Raw genomic sequence first — 15538 nt, 5'->3', positions numbered from 1 at the left:
AATTTAGCAATGATTAGTAAAATAAAAAAGATAACTTTTTAAATATTGATTTTAATAATAATATATAGTAAAATTTAGTACGTAAATGTCACGAAGGCATTATATTATAATGAAGGATACAAATAAAATTTTATAATTATCAATTGAAATAATTAAGGTCACGAAGACTGTTTCATTATGAAACTATTTTTGTGACTTTTTTTGTTTGGTTTTGTTATTAAGTTTTAAAATTTAATAGCAGATATTTTGTATCATTATTTAGACTCACGAATTCGCATGGGTCAGGAGGATTAAGGCATGAATAAGATTATTGAATGTTCGGTAAAAGTTTCTAAGCAAAAAAACATAAGGGATTTTACCATAATGAAATTTTATATTCTTTTGGTTTTAGTTATTATACTTCTGATGGTTACCGCTTTTGCGTACAAGCTAGTGCCTTATGATCCATTTGAGCAGGATTTATCAAAGACTCTTCAGCCTCCAAGTGTTAGCTGAATCAGTTGTATGAAGCTGTTAAACAACATGAGCAAGTAGGATGCGAGGAAATTATTGAAAGAGCTATGGAATTTTTTAAAAAATGAATCTTTTAGATGGAAAGCGTATTTTAGAAAGTTATCCCTTTGAGTTATCTGGCGGAATGAATCAAAGGGTATGAATTGCTATGGCTATGATGTTAAAATCTAACCTATTATTTGCTGATGAACTTACTTCTGCAATGGTAAGGATATGAATTTACAGCATCTACCTTTGTAGGTGCTTTTTATTATATAGGAAATTAAACAGCGTTAAGCAGGTTTGAAAAAAAGTTTAAAAACCCTCTTATAAAATGTGAAATTGTGATATATAATAGTGGTATGCGAACAAGTGTTCTAAAATAAAAGTACTATTATTTATAAGGGATGATGGTTAATGAGCAGATTAATTTTTCATGTAGACGTTAATTCAGCTTATTTAAGCTGGGAAGCTGTCTATAGGCTTCAGCATGGTGAAAAATTAGATTTAAGGGAAATACCTTCAGTCGTAGGAGGAGATGAAGAGAGCAGGCATGGCATTGTACTGGCGAAATCAATACCTGCTAAGAAATTCAATATACAGACTGGTGAAACTCTTTATAATGCAAGAATAAAGTGTCCAGAGCTTACAATTGTACCGCCAAGATATCACTTATATATGCAGTGCAGCTTAGCTCTGCATCAAATACTTCAGGAATATACGCCTAACATACAGAGATTTAGTGTAGATGAAAGTTTTTTAGATTTTTCAAACATGGAATATTTGTATGCTGATTATATGGAGCTGGCAGAAACTATAAGAAGAAGAATAAAAGAGGAATTAGGATTTACAGTAAATATAGGAATATCAAACAACAAATTATTAGCAAAGATGGCTTCAGAATTTAATAAACCAGATAGAATACATACTTTATTTCCTAATGAAATAAAAGAAAAGATGTGGTGTCTGCCGGTTGAGGATTTATTTATGGTAGGCAGGGCTACAGCACCAAAACTGCATAAATTGAATATTTATACTATTGGAGATTTAGCAAACTATGATATAGATATACTGAAAAATATTTTTAAAAGTCACGGTGAAGTTATTTTTAACTATGCCAATGGCATAGATAGTTCAGAAGTCAGAAAAAGCAATTTTATAGAAATGAAAGGTATAGGTAACAGTACTACTATAGCTTTTGATGTAGAGGATAAGAAAACAGCTCACAAAGTACTATTGTCTTTATGCGAGACAGTAGGTATGAGGCTAAGGAATTCACATAACTGCTGTAATGTTGTTTCTGTAAGCATAAGGGGCAGCGACCTTATAACTTATTCACGCCAAAAGAAGTTAAGTACAGCTACAAATTCAACTAGAAAAATATATGAAACTGCATGCTGTTTATTTGATAGTGTATGGAATGGTAATCCTATTCGTCATTTAGGAGTGCACATAACTGATTTTTGTTCTGATGATTATCAGCAATATTCTTTATTGGATTCTTTTAATTACGATAAAGATAGTAAATTAAACAAGGTCATTGATGACATCAGGCTGAAATATGGACATAAGGCTATATTCAGGTCCTGTTTTCTGCATTCAGGTTTAAGTTCTATGTGTGGAGGGGTAGGAGAAGAACATTATCCATTAATGAGTTCAATGCTGTAAGTAAGAGAAGAGGGGTATTTTTAAATGAAAATTGTAGCTAAACCAATAGAAGTTATTTCTTATACAGATAATAAAGGTAATATTAGGCCTTTAAGATTCAGGCTTTATACAGAAGATGAAACAGAAAAAGTAATAAAAGTAGATAGGATAGTTGCAAAAGACCTTGAGAAATTAGCAGGTAACCCAATGCTGGTATTTAAGTGTCAAAGTGTAATTGATAATATACAAAGGCAGTTTGAAATTAAATATGAACTTCAAACTTGTAAATGGGTGTTATTTAAAATTTAAAAGTTATTTGGTAGTGCTATTGTTAAACCTGCAAATTTAGGATATTATCTAAATAGGTTTAAATTTAATGTATAAAATGCTAAAAGATTAAAAAGGGTGGTTAAGATGATTAAAAAACCTAAAATGTCCCTGATGTTAAAAATCGTAATATTTTCGTTGGTTCTAGTATTATTTTCTTCATTTGCTATGCAGTTTTATTCCTATAGTACTGCAAGAAAGTCTATTGAAAAAACAATAGGAGAAACTGCGCTTAATATTACCCGTTCTGTAGTTGGCAATATTGATGCAGAAAAGTTTCAAGCATTGCAGACAGCAGAAGATATGGAAAAAGGATACTATATAGAACTGCGGCAGCAATTGAATAGTATACGGGAATCAACTGGATTGAAATACTTGTATACCATGCGTAAGACAAAGGATGGAAAATATATTTATGTAGTAGATGGAGTACCAATGAATGATGAAGAAGCCTCTTTGCTTGGGGATGCGGAAGAAATCACAGACTTTATGAGATTAAGTTTTGAAGGTGAGGAAGTATATGAATTAGACCAAGATAAAGAATGGGGGGAATTGATTTCTGCCTATATACCAATTAAAAATAAATCCGGACAAACCATTGGTATGCTGGGGGCTGATTTTGAAGTAAGCCATGTGGTTTATCAGCTTGGACAAATGAGGAAGAATATGCAGACTGCCGCTTTAATAATTGCCTTACTGGGAATAATTGCTGGTATCATTTTTTCATTCGTGTTTGTCCGTTCTTTAAATAAGTTGCAAGCCAAAATTCAATTGGTTGAGAAAGGTGATTTAACTATAAAGGTTGAAAACAATAGCAACGATGAAGTAGGCAGGCTGTCACAGGCATTTCAATCAATGGTTGAAAGCACAGCTGGAATTATAGGCAGTATTCGTAATAATACAAAACAGGTAGCAGAGTATATACAACAATTAAATGATAGTGTTAATGTAACTAATAGAGCTACAGAAGAAATTACTCAAGCTATCGGTGAAATTGCTGGTGGAGCTTCTGAACAGGTGGGTAATGCAGAAAATGTGTCAAAAACTATGGAAGAAGTTTTTAAAGAAATTCAATCAATTACCAAAAATATTGAATTAGTAACTGAGGCTTCTAATAAGTCTATGAAAGATGCAGAAGAAGCTGCTGAGATTCTGAGAAATTCAATAAAACAAATAAATTTGGTAAATAATACTGTTGATACTTCAGCTAATATGATAAAACAATTGGAAGATAAGTTTCAGGAAATCCTATCCTTTAGTGAAATTGTTTCTGCTATTGCAAGTCAAACTAATCTGTTATCTTTAAATGCTTCCATAGAAGCTGCAAGGGCAGGAGAACAAGGCAGAGGTTTTGCTGTAGTTGCAGGTGAGATTAAAAAATTAGCAGAACAATCCAGAGAAGCTAGTAAACGAATTAATGAACTTATAAAAATCATTCAGGAAGAAATCCTTAATTCAAGCCAGGCTATTGATAACGGTGTAGTTCAGGCACGAGACGGTGTTGACGCTATTTTTAAAGTAGATACTTATTTGAAAAAGCTGTTTAGTTCTAATGAAAAAGTAGACAGCAGAGTAAAGGAAGTTGTAAAAGGAATAATTAATATTGAAAAAGACAGCAGAAATGTACTTGAAAACACAATGAAATTGGCTGATATTTCAAGAGAATTCAGTGCCAGCACTCAGCAATCAGCAGCGGCAACAGAGGAGCAATTGGCTGTTATGGAGGGAATAAGAGAAGGCTTAGATAGTGTGAAAAAAATGATGGAGAACTTAGAGTTGACTGTAAATAAGTTTAAAATAGATTAAAACAGGCTTTTGAGTGTATTAATAAATGGTGTATTTGGAGAGAAGTCATGCTGACAACTCTCCTTTATTTTTATAATTTTAGAGCAGAGTATTACTTTAGTCTGTAACAATTATAAACAAATAGATTAGTAGGAAATTATATATTCAAAATAAATCTATGTTAGTAACTTTACTTATTTAACCAAAATTCTGCTTGTTACTTCAGAAGCAGAATTGCATCCTGTTAATATCATGGCAGACTTTAAATCATCCGCTATAATATCAACATATGTCTTTACGCCCTCTGATTGTCCTCCAAAAGAAGCTGTAACAAAAGGTCTTCCAATTAAAACGGCATCTGCTCCAAGAGCAAGCATTTTAAGTACGTCTACCCCGCTTCTAACACCACCGTCTGCCAGTATTTTTACCTTTCCTTTAACTTTAGCAGCAATTTCAGGAAGTACATCAGCAACTCCAGGAGTTTGGTCAAGTACTCTGCCGCCGTGATTTGATACAACAATAGCAGCAACACCTGCTTCAGCTGCTAGTTCTGCTTCGTCAGAGGTCATAATTCCTTTTAAAATAAAAGGCAGTTTTGTACTTTGTACTATCTCTTTTATGTCTTGTAAGGTTTTTGGTTCTACAGGCTTTCCGTGAAGAGCCAGGGTAATAAGACCTGCTGCATCTATATCCATACCTACTGCGTAGGCACCGGATTCCTCTGCCATACGAATTTTCTTTATAACCTCTGAGTTTTTCCAAGGCTTAATAATGGCAATGCCATTTCCGTCAGCTTTTTTAAGTTCTTCTAAGTTTGTTATAAGAAAAGAATCTACGGCAGTATCTCCTACCATTGGATAAATTCCGCCATTAAGACAGCCTTCAATTACCCATGATATATATTCTTTTTCAGTAAATTTTCCTCCCATATTAAGTGTTGTTCCTGATACAGGAGCTGCAAACACAGGAATTCTCATCTTTCTGCCAAAGATTTCAATGGAAGTATCAGGATTACTGCAGTTATGCAATACTCTCATGTTAAGTTTATATTTTTTAAGGGCATCTACATTTGCAGTAAATGCTTCCCCAGTTCCTTTTCCACCCATACCTGGCACTTCACCGGAGCATACTTTGCCGTTACACACAGGACAAACTCTGCAGCTGCCGTTTAAATTAGATTTTGCATTTTTTAATATCTCTTTATAGTTCATAATCATCCACCTCACTAGTAATGTTAAATACTAAAACATTTTCAGTATAGTATAAAAGAGTAATACTTTGCAAACAAGAAAAAGTCTGCAGTATATAATAAATAGTATGGCTATTTTTATATACTGCAGGCATTATATTATGCTTTCATTTTATTATCTGTTTTTGTTTGGAGTTTTTTATTTGCAGCTATTAAAAATACTGCAAGTGAACCAACTGCAACTGCTATACCTATAGGATAAGCTATGGAAGCTGCAAGTTTAAAGCCTTCTGGAGCAACAAGTATATAAGTTATGGAAACTGCGGTCATAAAAACAGCAGGTATTGTAGCTATCCAGTGGAACTGCTTTCTTACTGCAAGATACATAGCTGCGGCCCAAAGGACTATCATAGCTAAGGTTTGGTTAGACCATGCAAAGTATCTCCAAACTATATTGAAGTCTATTTTAGTTAAAATAAAGCCTATTATAAATAGAGGAATTGTTAATACAAGTCTGTTCTTTATTGGACCTTGCTTATAGTTTAAAAAGTCAGCTATAGTGAGTCTTGCACTTCTGAAGGCTGTATCTCCAGAGGTTATAGGACAAGCAATAACTCCAAGTATTGCAAGAGCTCCACCAACCTTACCAAGAAGAGTATTAGATATTGTACTTACAACCCAGCCTTGTCCTCCGTTAGCATTCATTTGTGCAGCTAATTCGCCAGTGTTGCCGAAAAATGCAATAGCAGCAGCTGCCCAGATTAAAGCAACTATACCTTCAGCAATCATTGCACCATAGAATATCGCTCTACCTTGCTTTTCTGAAGTTATACATCTAGCCATCATAGGTGATTGGGTAGAATGGAAACCTGATATAGCTCCGCAAGCAATAGTTACGAACATTAATGGCCAGATTGGAAGATTTTTTGGATGAAGATTGGTTAAAGTAATCTCTGGGATTTTATATCCTTCAAATATTATACCTCCAGATACACCTATAGCCATTATTAAAAGACAAATGCCGAATACAGGGTAAATCTTTCCTATTAATTTGTCTATTGGAAGCATAGTAGCCAATACATAATAAGCAAAAATTACATAAACCCAGAAAGCTGCATCAAATTGTTTAGGTGTTAATCCAGCTAGAAGTTTTGCAGGTCCTGTTATGAAAACTACACCTACAAGTACCAGAACTACAACGGAGAAACCTCTCATGAAGTTTTTGAAACCAGGCCCGAGGTATTTACCGACAACTTCAGGAATACTTGCACCGTCATGTCTTACGGATAACATTCCAGAGAAGTAGTCATGAACACCCCCTGCAAATATAGAACCAAGTACAATCCATAGGAATGCAGCAGGTCCCCATAAAGCACCAGCAATAGCACCGAAAATTGGACCAAGACCAGCGATGTTTAGGAATTGTACAAGAAATATTTTCCAACCTGGCATAGGAACAAAATCTACACCATCTTCAAGTCTTACTGCTGGAGTTTTTATGTTTTCATCTGCACCAAATGTTTTGTCTACGATTTTACTGTAAATAAAATAACCTAAGAGTAGAGCAACAATGGATAATAAAAATGATACCATTAAATATCCCTCCTGTATAAATGTTTTTATAGCTTTATTATACAACAGGTGTATAGGTTTACATTAAATACTGCATTAAATAACAAAATGAGCACATAAAATGCATTTATATGCCCATTAATTGTTTAAACATTGAAATGTTTTGACGGCTGACTGGTACTTCTGCAGAGTTTCCATCAAGTTTCAACATATAGGTATTATTAAACCAAGGTATTATCTCTGTTATTTTATCTATATTTACGATATAAGAGCGGTGGCATTTGAAAAAAATATCCTGAGGCAGCCTTTTATAAAAATCACTAATGCTTGAAGTAATCTTATATTGTTCGTCTTTAGTATATACAAAAACATCATGCTCGTTAGATTGGCAGTAGTAAATGTCATTAACGTTTAATACGTAGAGTTTGTTGTTTTTCCATAAGGATATCTTATTATTACTGCATTTAATAGCTGCACAGTTTTCAAGTCTATTTAGTGTATCTACTATTCTGTTTTCAGAGTAAGGTTTTAAAATATAATCAAAAGCTGAAACCTGAAAGGCATCTAAAGCATATTCTCTGTAAGCACTGATAAATACAAGGAGAGGTTTATGTTTTAAGGTATTTATCACTTTGCTTAAAGTTAGGCCATCAAGTTTTGGCATGTTTATATCGAGAAAAATTACATCTACAGAATTATTTTGTATAAATTCAAGGGCTTTTATGCTGTCATCAAACTCTTTTAGTATTTTAATTGAACTGAAATTAGTAATAAAGTAATTTAATTCTTGTATAGCAGGATATTCATCATCTACAATTATACAATTCAAGGTTCAGCACACCTCCTTGTAATTTTTATGAAGAATAAAACTTATTTTTGTGCCTTTAGTAAGCCTCTCAATTATAAGCCCACAGCCATATATATATTTTAATCTATTATGCACATTAGATATACCTATTTTATTTTCTTGTATAGTACCTTCATATATACTGTCAATTACAGCTTGAGGGATACCTATGCCGTCATCTTCTATTATTACTTTGACTTCGTTTAAACTATGTTTTATTACCTCGATTTTTACGCAGCCACTGCCAGAGCCTTCTAAAATTCCGTGTTTTATTGAGTTTTCTACTAAAGGCTGTATGATAAGCGAAGGAACTTTAATATTAATATTTTTATCAATATTATAAATTACAGTAAGTTTATCTCCAAACCTTGCTTTCTCTATTTCTACATAAGCTTTTACTTGTTCAAGTTCCTTGTTTATATCTACAAAGGTGCTTGTTTCTTCGATATTATATCTTAAATAAGTAGATAAATTGACTATTAGTTCTCTTGCACTGTTTGGATTAAATCTCATAAAAGATGCAATTGTATTTAAGGCGTTAAAGAGAAAATGTGGATTTATTTGAGCCTGAAGGGCTTTAATTTCTGCTTTTGTAGCAAGTTCTCTAAGTTTGCCAACTTTACTTATTTCAAGCTGAGTTGATATTATTTGAGATAAACCAATGGCCAGTTTTTCATCTGTATAGGAGATACCATTTTCCTTTGCGTAATATAATTTTAATGTTCCTGTAATTTCATCTCCTTCTTTAAGAGGAACAATAATTGCTGATTTTAAAGGGCAATGGTTACAAAAGCATTGTATTTCTTCCGTAGAATTTAGAATACGCATAGTACCGCTTTTTATAACTTGTTTTGTTGCAGTAGTCTGGATAGGTTCACCGCTAATATGATGGTCTGAACCAAGTCCTACATGAGCGGATATAATTTTTTTATCAGTAATTGCAACAGCGGCTGCTCCTGTGGAATCTTTTATTATAGAACATATTTTACTTAAGGAATCGCTGTTTATTTCTCTGAAATAGGGCAGGGTTTTATTTGCTATTTCAAGAGCTAATTGAGCTTGAGCTGCAGCTATTTGCTCTTTTTCATTAAAAATTTTTTGTATAAGCAAAATGAGAATACATATTCCTAAAGCATTTGTAAAACTCATAGGTAAATATATACTTTTTACTATTGAAAGCGCACTTGAATAAGGCTTGGATATAAGAAGTATGAGAAGCATTTCAATACTTTCCATAATTAGGCCGCTTAAAAGTCCATAAAACCATTTTTTAAATTTATTACCTCGTTTGTATATAAAGCCTGAAAAAAAGCCTGCCACAATAGTGGTTATGGCACATGGAACAGAGGTAATTCCGCCAAAATTATAAGTAAACCTATGAAGACCTGCAATTACGCCAGATACAATACCTACAAAAGGACCGCAGAGTATTCCGCCAGTCATAATTCCGATTATTCTTGTATTAGCTATTGCGCCATAAACATCTGTGCCGGTATAGGTGCCTATTATTCCAAAGACAGCAAAGGTTAAAGAAAGTATAATAAGATCAAGTGTTCTAAATTCATCCTTTTGAATTATTTTTTTAAATACAGATAAGTTTGAAATAATGAAAGCTATGAGAATGACATAGCCTAAATTGTTTACAAGACTTTTTAATAAATTTATCATATTTTACTTATACCTCTAGTTTAATTTTTTATTCATAAGATATATTTTCATAATATTTTATCCTTTTATTTTTATATGTGCAAGTGTATGTTTATGATAAGTTAATATAAAAATCTTTTCTTTAATTAAGTACAAGTAACAAGTTTAATTTAAAGAGCTGGTTATAATAAATGCATAGACCGAAAAAAATGTGGGTATACATTTTCAGTCTATGCATTTATTATGGAAATTATTATTTTACAAAAGGCAGTTCAACAGTAAATGTCGTACTCTTATTTAAAATGCTGCTAGCAGAAATTTTTCCGCCGTGCTGCTCAATTATTGCTTTGGCAATAGCTAGTCCAAGACCGTAGCCGCCGCTATTTCGTGAACGGGATTTATCCACGCGATAAAACCTGTCGAATATTTTGGATAAATGCTCCTCTGGAATTCCTTTTCCTGTATTTGTAACAGATAAAAGAACATTATTATGTGATTTCTTTAAAGTAATATTTACCTTTCCTTTTAAGTTTGTGTACTTTAAAGCATTATCTAAAAGTATCATTACTACTTGTTTTATTTGTTCATTGTTACCTTGTATCGTTAAATTAGGTTCAATATCATAATCTAATGAAATATCATTTTCAAAAATAACTGCTTCCATGGTTAATATAACATCCTCAATAGTCTCGCTTAAATTAAACTCAGAAAAAATCATTTTCATATCGGAATAATCCATTTGTGTGAGATAAAGCAAATCATTTGTTAATTTAGTCATTCTTTCAACTTCAGATTTAATGTAATGAAGCCACTTTGCCTGACTGTCAATGCTTTCCTCACCGTTGGATAAAAGTACATCTACATTTGTGTTTATAACTGCCAGTGGTGTTTTTAGTTCATGAGAAGCATCACCGATAAATTGTTTCTGTTTATCAAAAGCTTCCTTTATAGGTTCTATAGATTTATTTGCAAAGAATCTGCTTATAAAGAAAATTACAATAAGCATAGCAAGAGCAACAGCTAAAAAAGTATAGATAAGATTTGTAAGAATGCCTTGCTGTGATGTTATGTCTAAAAATACTAATTTATAGCCATCCATATGGTGCATCTTTATAAAGGCCCAATAGTATCCGTCTAATTTAAACTTACCTTTATCAGTATTTTCAGATAAAGCTTCTTGTTTGGCAGCTTCGTAAAATGTATCCTCCATTGTAAAGGCTGAAGAAGAATCGAGTATATTTCCTTTACTGTCAATTGTAAGGGTGAAGGACAGAGAGCGGTCTGGAGGCGTATCTTTTTTATCAAAACCAAGCTTCATATCCCTTGGACCATCGTTTGGTTTTTTGTTGAACTCTAGAATTTTGCGAAGTTCAATATCTATATTTTTGTTGACATTATTATGAGTAATTAGATATATAGAGAAAAAAGCAATAATCATCATTATTGAAATTATAGATAAGTTGAGAATAAGAAATTTATTTCTAAGCTGTTTAAACATTTATTTTTTCTCCTCCAGAATATAGCCTACTCCTCTGACAGTATTTATTGAAACCTGTGAGTTTAAGTATGCAAACTTTTTTCTTAAAAAAGATATATAAACTTCTACGTGGTTATGCTCTACATCGGAATCAAAACCCCAGAGCTTTTCAATTATCAATTCTTTAGAAACAGCAGAATTTTTCCTTGAAATAAGCAGTTCTAAAAGCTGACTTTCCTTTAATATAAGCTTAACTTCCTTGCTTCCACTAGATAATTTAAGTGTTGCAGGATTTAATTCTATATCTCCAAATTTTAAAGTATTATCAGTTGATACTTCCCCTTTGCGCCTTGATAAAGCTCTTATTCTGGCAAGAAGCTCCTCTGTAGCAAAAGGTTTTGGAAGATAGTCATCTGCACCGCTGTCAAGACCTGTAACCTTATCTGAAATTTCACCCTTAGCTGTAAGCAGTATAACAGGAGCTTTTATTCCTTCTTTTCTTATATATTTAAGTATGGATAATCCATCCATTTTAGGAAGCATAATATCTAATATTATTAAATCATATATGCCGCTTAAAGCGTTATCTAATCCAGATTCACCATCATTTACTGCATCAACTGTATAATTATTTTTTCTTAGTATTTGTGTTAAAGCTTCTGCTAGATGAATCTCATCTTCTACTATTAATATTCTCATGGGTACCCCTCCATATTTTTCTTTAGTTTTATTATATCACAGCTAACCTTTAATAAACCTTAAATGTAAATAGATTATGAACTGTTAAATCTGTGTTAAGTATTTAAGGTTTGTTTAAGGTTTAATCTGTAGAATTAGACTCATAGAGAACGAACGAAATTAACGAAGGGAGTAGAGGTTATGGCAATTGAGGTTTTCAAAAGACATGAATGCAAGTTCTTAATTGATGAAGATATATATAAAGAAATACAAAATAAGCTATCAGAATATATGGAACTTGACGAATATAATAAAACTCATGAATTTTATACTATAAGCAATATTTATTATGATACGCCTGACAGTTATTTGATAAGACACTCTTTATCTAAGCCAGAGTATAAAGAAAAGCTTAGGCTTAGAGCTTATGGTGTTCCCAGGGAAGATGAAAAAGTATATTTAGAGATTAAGAAAAAGGTTTGCGGAGTAGTCAATAAAAGGAGAACAAAGTTAAGGTTAAATGAGGCCTATGATTTTGTAAGAACGGGACAGAAGCCAGAGCTGAAAAAGTATATGAATAAACAGGTACTGAATGAAATTGAATATATCCTTAAAATATATGATTTAGAACCAAAACTTTATCTGGCATATGATAGAAAAGCGATGTTTGGAATAGAAAGCCGGGATTTAAGAATAACTTTTGATACAAATATAAGATCAAGAAGATATGATTTAAGGCTTGAAAGCGGTGATTACGGGGAAAGCCTGCTTCCAGAGGGTAAATGGCTTATGGAAGTGAAGGCAGAAAAAAATATACCCTTATGGCTCACTAAGCTTCTTTCAGAATATAAAATATATAAAACAAGCTTTTCTAAGTATGGAAAAGAATATGAAAGAATGATAAGAAATAATAGGATTTTAGAAGGAGAGAGAAATATATGTTTGAATCAATATTCAGTTCAATTGGGAACACAGCAGCAACTAGTACATCAATATCTTTAGCAAATGCTATATTGACAATAGTTGTATCCTTTGTTTTAGGCGGGATTATAAGCTTTACTTATATGAAAACAAGCAGCAAGGGAGGATATTCACAGAATTTTTCCCTTACATTAATTATTATACCAACAGTAATTGCTATAATTGTGCTTTTAATAGGAAGCAACGTTGCAAGGGCCTTCAGTTTAGCCGGAACATTTTCAATAATTAAATTCAGAAGTGCTCCTGGAGACCCTAAGGATATTTCTTATGTACTATTTACAATGGCAGCAGGTCTTGCCTGCGGTGTGGGCTTTTTCGGATATGCAGTTTTATTTACAGTTTTTCTTTGCCTGCTTATGTTCGCACTTAGTATTTTAAATTTTGGTGCAAAGAAAACCTCACAGAAACTGCTTAAGATAACAATCCCAGAAAATCTGGATTATGAGGGAGCCTTTGATGATGTATTTGAAAAATTCACAACAGATTATGAGCTTATAAAGGTTAAAACTACTGATTTAGGAAGTTTATTTCAGTTAGTTTATATAGTAACAATGGATAATAAATTAAGTCAAAAGGAATTTTTAGACGAACTTAGGTGTAGAAATGGCAATTTAAATATTACATTATCCATGAAACCTGATTCGCCAGAATACTAATATATTTTATATAAAAGGGCAGATAGAAGGAGGTGCTTATGGTTATGACTATACTGATACCAGCTTATGAACCGGATAATAAACTGATTAAACTTATAAATGAATTAAGGGAAGTATGTGATTATAACATTGTTATAGTTGACGACGGCAGCGGAATATCTTTTAAGAATATATTTGAGCTTGCAGCCCAAAATGGCTGCACTGTGCTTACCCATGAGACTAATAGAGGAAAAGGAAGAGCTTTAAAAACCGGATTTAACTATATAAGAGAAAATAAAGAGGCGGAAGGTGTTGTAACTGCTGATTGTGACGGGCAGCATCTTCCAAAAGATATAGTAAAAATTGCACAGTCTATTAAAGAGCATAGAGATTGTATTGTTCTTGGAACACGAAGATTTATAGGCAAAGTACCTTTCAGAAGTCGTTTTGGAAACAGCATAACAAGGGCAGTATTTTCCTTTGCAAGCGGCAGCAGAGTTTATGATACACAAACGGGTCTGCGAGGTTTTTCAACAGATATGCTAAAGTGGCTTTGTGAAGTTCCAGGGGAGCGTTTTGAATACGAGATGAATATGCTGCTTGAAGCTGTTCCTGCAGGCTATGGATTTTATGAAGCAGATATAAATACAGTATATCTTGAGAAGAACAAGTCTTCTCACTTCCATCCATTAAAAGACTCATTAAGAGTGTATAAGCCTATATTAAGATTCAGTATGTCCTCAATATTGTCAGCTTTGCTTGATTTTACTCTGCTGAGCGTTATACAGTTTTTTACCTCAAATCTTTTTCTTGCAGTAGTAGGAGCAAGAGTCTGCAGTGCTTTATTTAATTATACTTTAAACAGACTATATGTATTTTCAAAATTTAAAGGAGCCTCGGTTAAAAAATCTTTTCCAAAATATTTTTTGCTTGCAGCCTTTATAATGCTGGCTAATTATAGTGTAATTGATATATACTATAGTATCATAGGTTTTTCTTTATTCTTTGCCAAGATTTTTACTGAAGTAACTATATTTTTATTTAGTTTCTGGTCTCAGAGAAAGTTTGTATTCAGGTAAAAATATAATAAACAGTCCTGCTATGGAATTTATATAAACTGCAGCAGGACTGTTTATTATATTTTAGAATTTGGCTATGTTAAAGAATAGTGTTGATAATATATCATATTTAAAGGGAACTTGCAAAAAGTTCCCTTATCTCATGAATTTAGGAAATTATGAAATCTACTGTTATTTAGACCAATTTCCTATAATTGATACTTTCTTTTCAGTAGCATTTAGTTCAATCTCACATCCTATAGGTAAGGTCAACATTGGATGGGTATGACAGCAGTCAAAATCTGCAATGAATGGTAACTTTATATCTGCTAACACTTCTAATAGTATTTCATATGGTTTTCTACCTGTTTTTAAATCGTCAAACAACTCATGTTTTCCAAGGATTATTCCAGAAATCTTGTCAAAGACACCATTTACCTTCAAAAAAGAAAAACTTCTTTCTATTGTTGCAATATCCTTTAAACAATCTTCTATAAAAAGTATATCTCCATCTTTTATTTCGGGCATATACTTACTACCCCATATTCCTTGAATTGTATTCAAATTTCCGCCTATAACTCTACCCCTAACAACACCATCATAAACTGTTATCCACTTATTTTCCCTTTTTTCCTTACTTCTATCTTGCGTTTCCCAATTAATGTACTCGTCTGTCCAATATTTAGGTGTTCCAAAGACATAAGGAATTTTTGTATTATCCATAGTAACTTCCTTAAAATACTTATATGTATAGTCAACAAAAGGTGGGAACTCTCCGAAGGAAGCCACTAATGCAGGTCCATAATATGTACTTATTCCAGTTTGTGCATATATAGCAAGTAAAATTGCAGTAACATCAGAATATCCTATTATTACTTTAGGATTTCTTTTAAAGGCTTCATAATCTATATATGGAAGAATGGAATTTGAGTTCATTCCTCCAATTGTAGACATAATGCACTTTACTTTTGGATTTCTAATTAATTCATTTAGTTCTTCTGCCCTTTCTTTAATACTTCCAGACCTATAAAAATCATGTTTTCCTGTAAGATTTCCTTCTATAATCTTAAACCCTTTTTCTTGCAAATATTTTTTTGCTCGTTCAAATCTTTTAGGACATGAATATGTTATAGGTGAAGATGGTGAAAAAATACCTATAGAGTCACCAATCCTTAATTTATCTATATATTTCATTTTTATTCC

14 protein-coding genes are annotated in these 15538 nt (G+C 32.4%); 7 read left to right on the top strand and 7 right to left on the bottom strand.

What is annotated here, in order from left to right; genetic code table 11:
* The first annotated feature begins 297 nt into the window (after positions 1-297).
* From M2651_RS03580 to M2651_RS03565, 4 genes are all read left to right on the top strand, one after another.
* Complete coding sequence (locus M2651_RS03580) at positions 298-495, top strand: hypothetical protein (protein ID WP_252130971.1); 198 nt, start codon at positions 298-300, stop codon at positions 493-495.
* Positions 496-909: 414 nt separating this feature from the next.
* A complete protein-coding gene (locus M2651_RS03575) occupies positions 910-2160 on the top strand; it encodes a Y-family DNA polymerase (RefSeq protein WP_252130970.1) in 1251 nt (416 codons plus the stop codon).
* Between the two features lie 24 nt (positions 2161-2184).
* Positions 2185-2448, top strand: a complete 264-nt coding sequence (locus M2651_RS03570; RefSeq protein ID WP_252130969.1) for a hypothetical protein — start codon at positions 2185-2187, stop codon at positions 2446-2448.
* Between the two features lie 105 nt (positions 2449-2553).
* The gene (locus tag M2651_RS03565; protein WP_252130968.1) at positions 2554-4272 is read left to right on the top strand and encodes a methyl-accepting chemotaxis protein; all 1719 of its coding nucleotides are present in this window, start codon (positions 2554-2556) and stop codon (positions 4270-4272) included.
* A gap of 173 nt (positions 4273-4445) precedes the next feature.
* Here M2651_RS03565 and M2651_RS03560 read toward each other — a convergent pair whose 3' ends face one another.
* The 6 genes from M2651_RS03560 to M2651_RS03535 all read right to left on the bottom strand — a co-directional run bounded on the left by M2651_RS03560 (position 4446) and on the right by M2651_RS03535 (position 11682).
* Positions 4446-5462 carry an alpha-hydroxy-acid oxidizing protein gene (locus tag M2651_RS03560; protein ID WP_252130967.1) on the bottom strand — a complete coding sequence of 339 codons (1017 nt, stop codon included), beginning with the start codon at positions 5460-5462 and terminating at the stop codon, positions 4446-4448.
* Between the two features lie 137 nt (positions 5463-5599).
* A complete protein-coding gene (locus tag M2651_RS03555; RefSeq protein WP_252130966.1) occupies positions 5600-7033 on the bottom strand; it encodes a carbon starvation CstA family protein in 1434 nt (477 codons plus the stop codon).
* A gap of 106 nt (positions 7034-7139) precedes the next feature.
* On the bottom strand, positions 7140-7841 hold the full coding sequence (locus M2651_RS03550) for a LytR/AlgR family response regulator transcription factor (RefSeq protein WP_252130965.1): 702 nt from the start codon (positions 7839-7841) through the stop codon (positions 7140-7142).
* Positions 7842-7844: 3 nt separating this feature from the next.
* Positions 7845-9527 (bottom strand): sensor histidine kinase, encoded by a 1683-nt coding sequence (locus M2651_RS03545; protein ID WP_252130964.1) that lies wholly within the window; start codon positions 9525-9527, stop codon positions 7845-7847.
* A 232-nt stretch (positions 9528-9759) separates the two neighbouring features.
* Positions 9760-11004 (bottom strand): sensor histidine kinase, encoded by a 1245-nt coding sequence (locus M2651_RS03540; protein WP_252130963.1) that lies wholly within the window; start codon positions 11002-11004, stop codon positions 9760-9762.
* Entirely contained in the window at positions 11005-11682 is a 678-nt protein-coding gene (locus tag M2651_RS03535; RefSeq protein WP_252130962.1) for a response regulator transcription factor, read from the bottom strand. It lies immediately after the preceding gene.
* Between the two features lie 180 nt (positions 11683-11862).
* On the opposite strand from M2651_RS03535, the gene M2651_RS03530 reads away from it, so the two are divergent.
* Genes M2651_RS03530 through M2651_RS03520 form a run of 3 tightly spaced genes read left to right on the top strand, consistent with a single transcriptional unit; the run spans position 11863 to position 14356 of the window.
* Positions 11863-12663 carry a polyphosphate polymerase domain-containing protein gene (locus tag M2651_RS03530; protein ID WP_252130961.1) on the top strand — a complete coding sequence of 267 codons (801 nt, stop codon included), beginning with the start codon at positions 11863-11865 and terminating at the stop codon, positions 12661-12663.
* On the top strand, positions 12600-13298 hold the full coding sequence (locus tag M2651_RS03525; RefSeq protein ID WP_252130960.1) for a DUF4956 domain-containing protein: 699 nt from the start codon (positions 12600-12602) through the stop codon (positions 13296-13298). The genes M2651_RS03530 and M2651_RS03525 overlap by 64 nt, the downstream gene beginning before the upstream one ends.
* Positions 13299-13336: 38 nt before the next feature.
* Positions 13337-14356: a glycosyltransferase gene (locus M2651_RS03520; RefSeq protein WP_350338284.1), complete on the top strand. Its 1020-nt coding sequence runs from the start codon at positions 13337-13339 to the stop codon at positions 14354-14356.
* 171 nt (positions 14357-14527) lie between these two features.
* Here M2651_RS03520 and M2651_RS03515 read toward each other — a convergent pair whose 3' ends face one another.
* Positions 14528-15529 carry a S66 family peptidase gene (locus M2651_RS03515; RefSeq protein ID WP_252130959.1) on the bottom strand — a complete coding sequence of 334 codons (1002 nt, stop codon included), beginning with the start codon at positions 15527-15529 and terminating at the stop codon, positions 14528-14530.
* Positions 15530-15538 lie beyond the last annotated feature (9 nt).

This window comes from Clostridium caldaquaticum (genome assembly GCF_023806125.1).
GTDB classification, from domain to species: Bacteria; Bacillota; Clostridia; order Clostridiales; family Clostridiaceae; genus Clostridium_AT; species Clostridium_AT caldaquaticum.
Note: the sequence above shows the minus strand (reverse complement) of the source record. Positions and strands in the feature narration are given on the sequence as shown.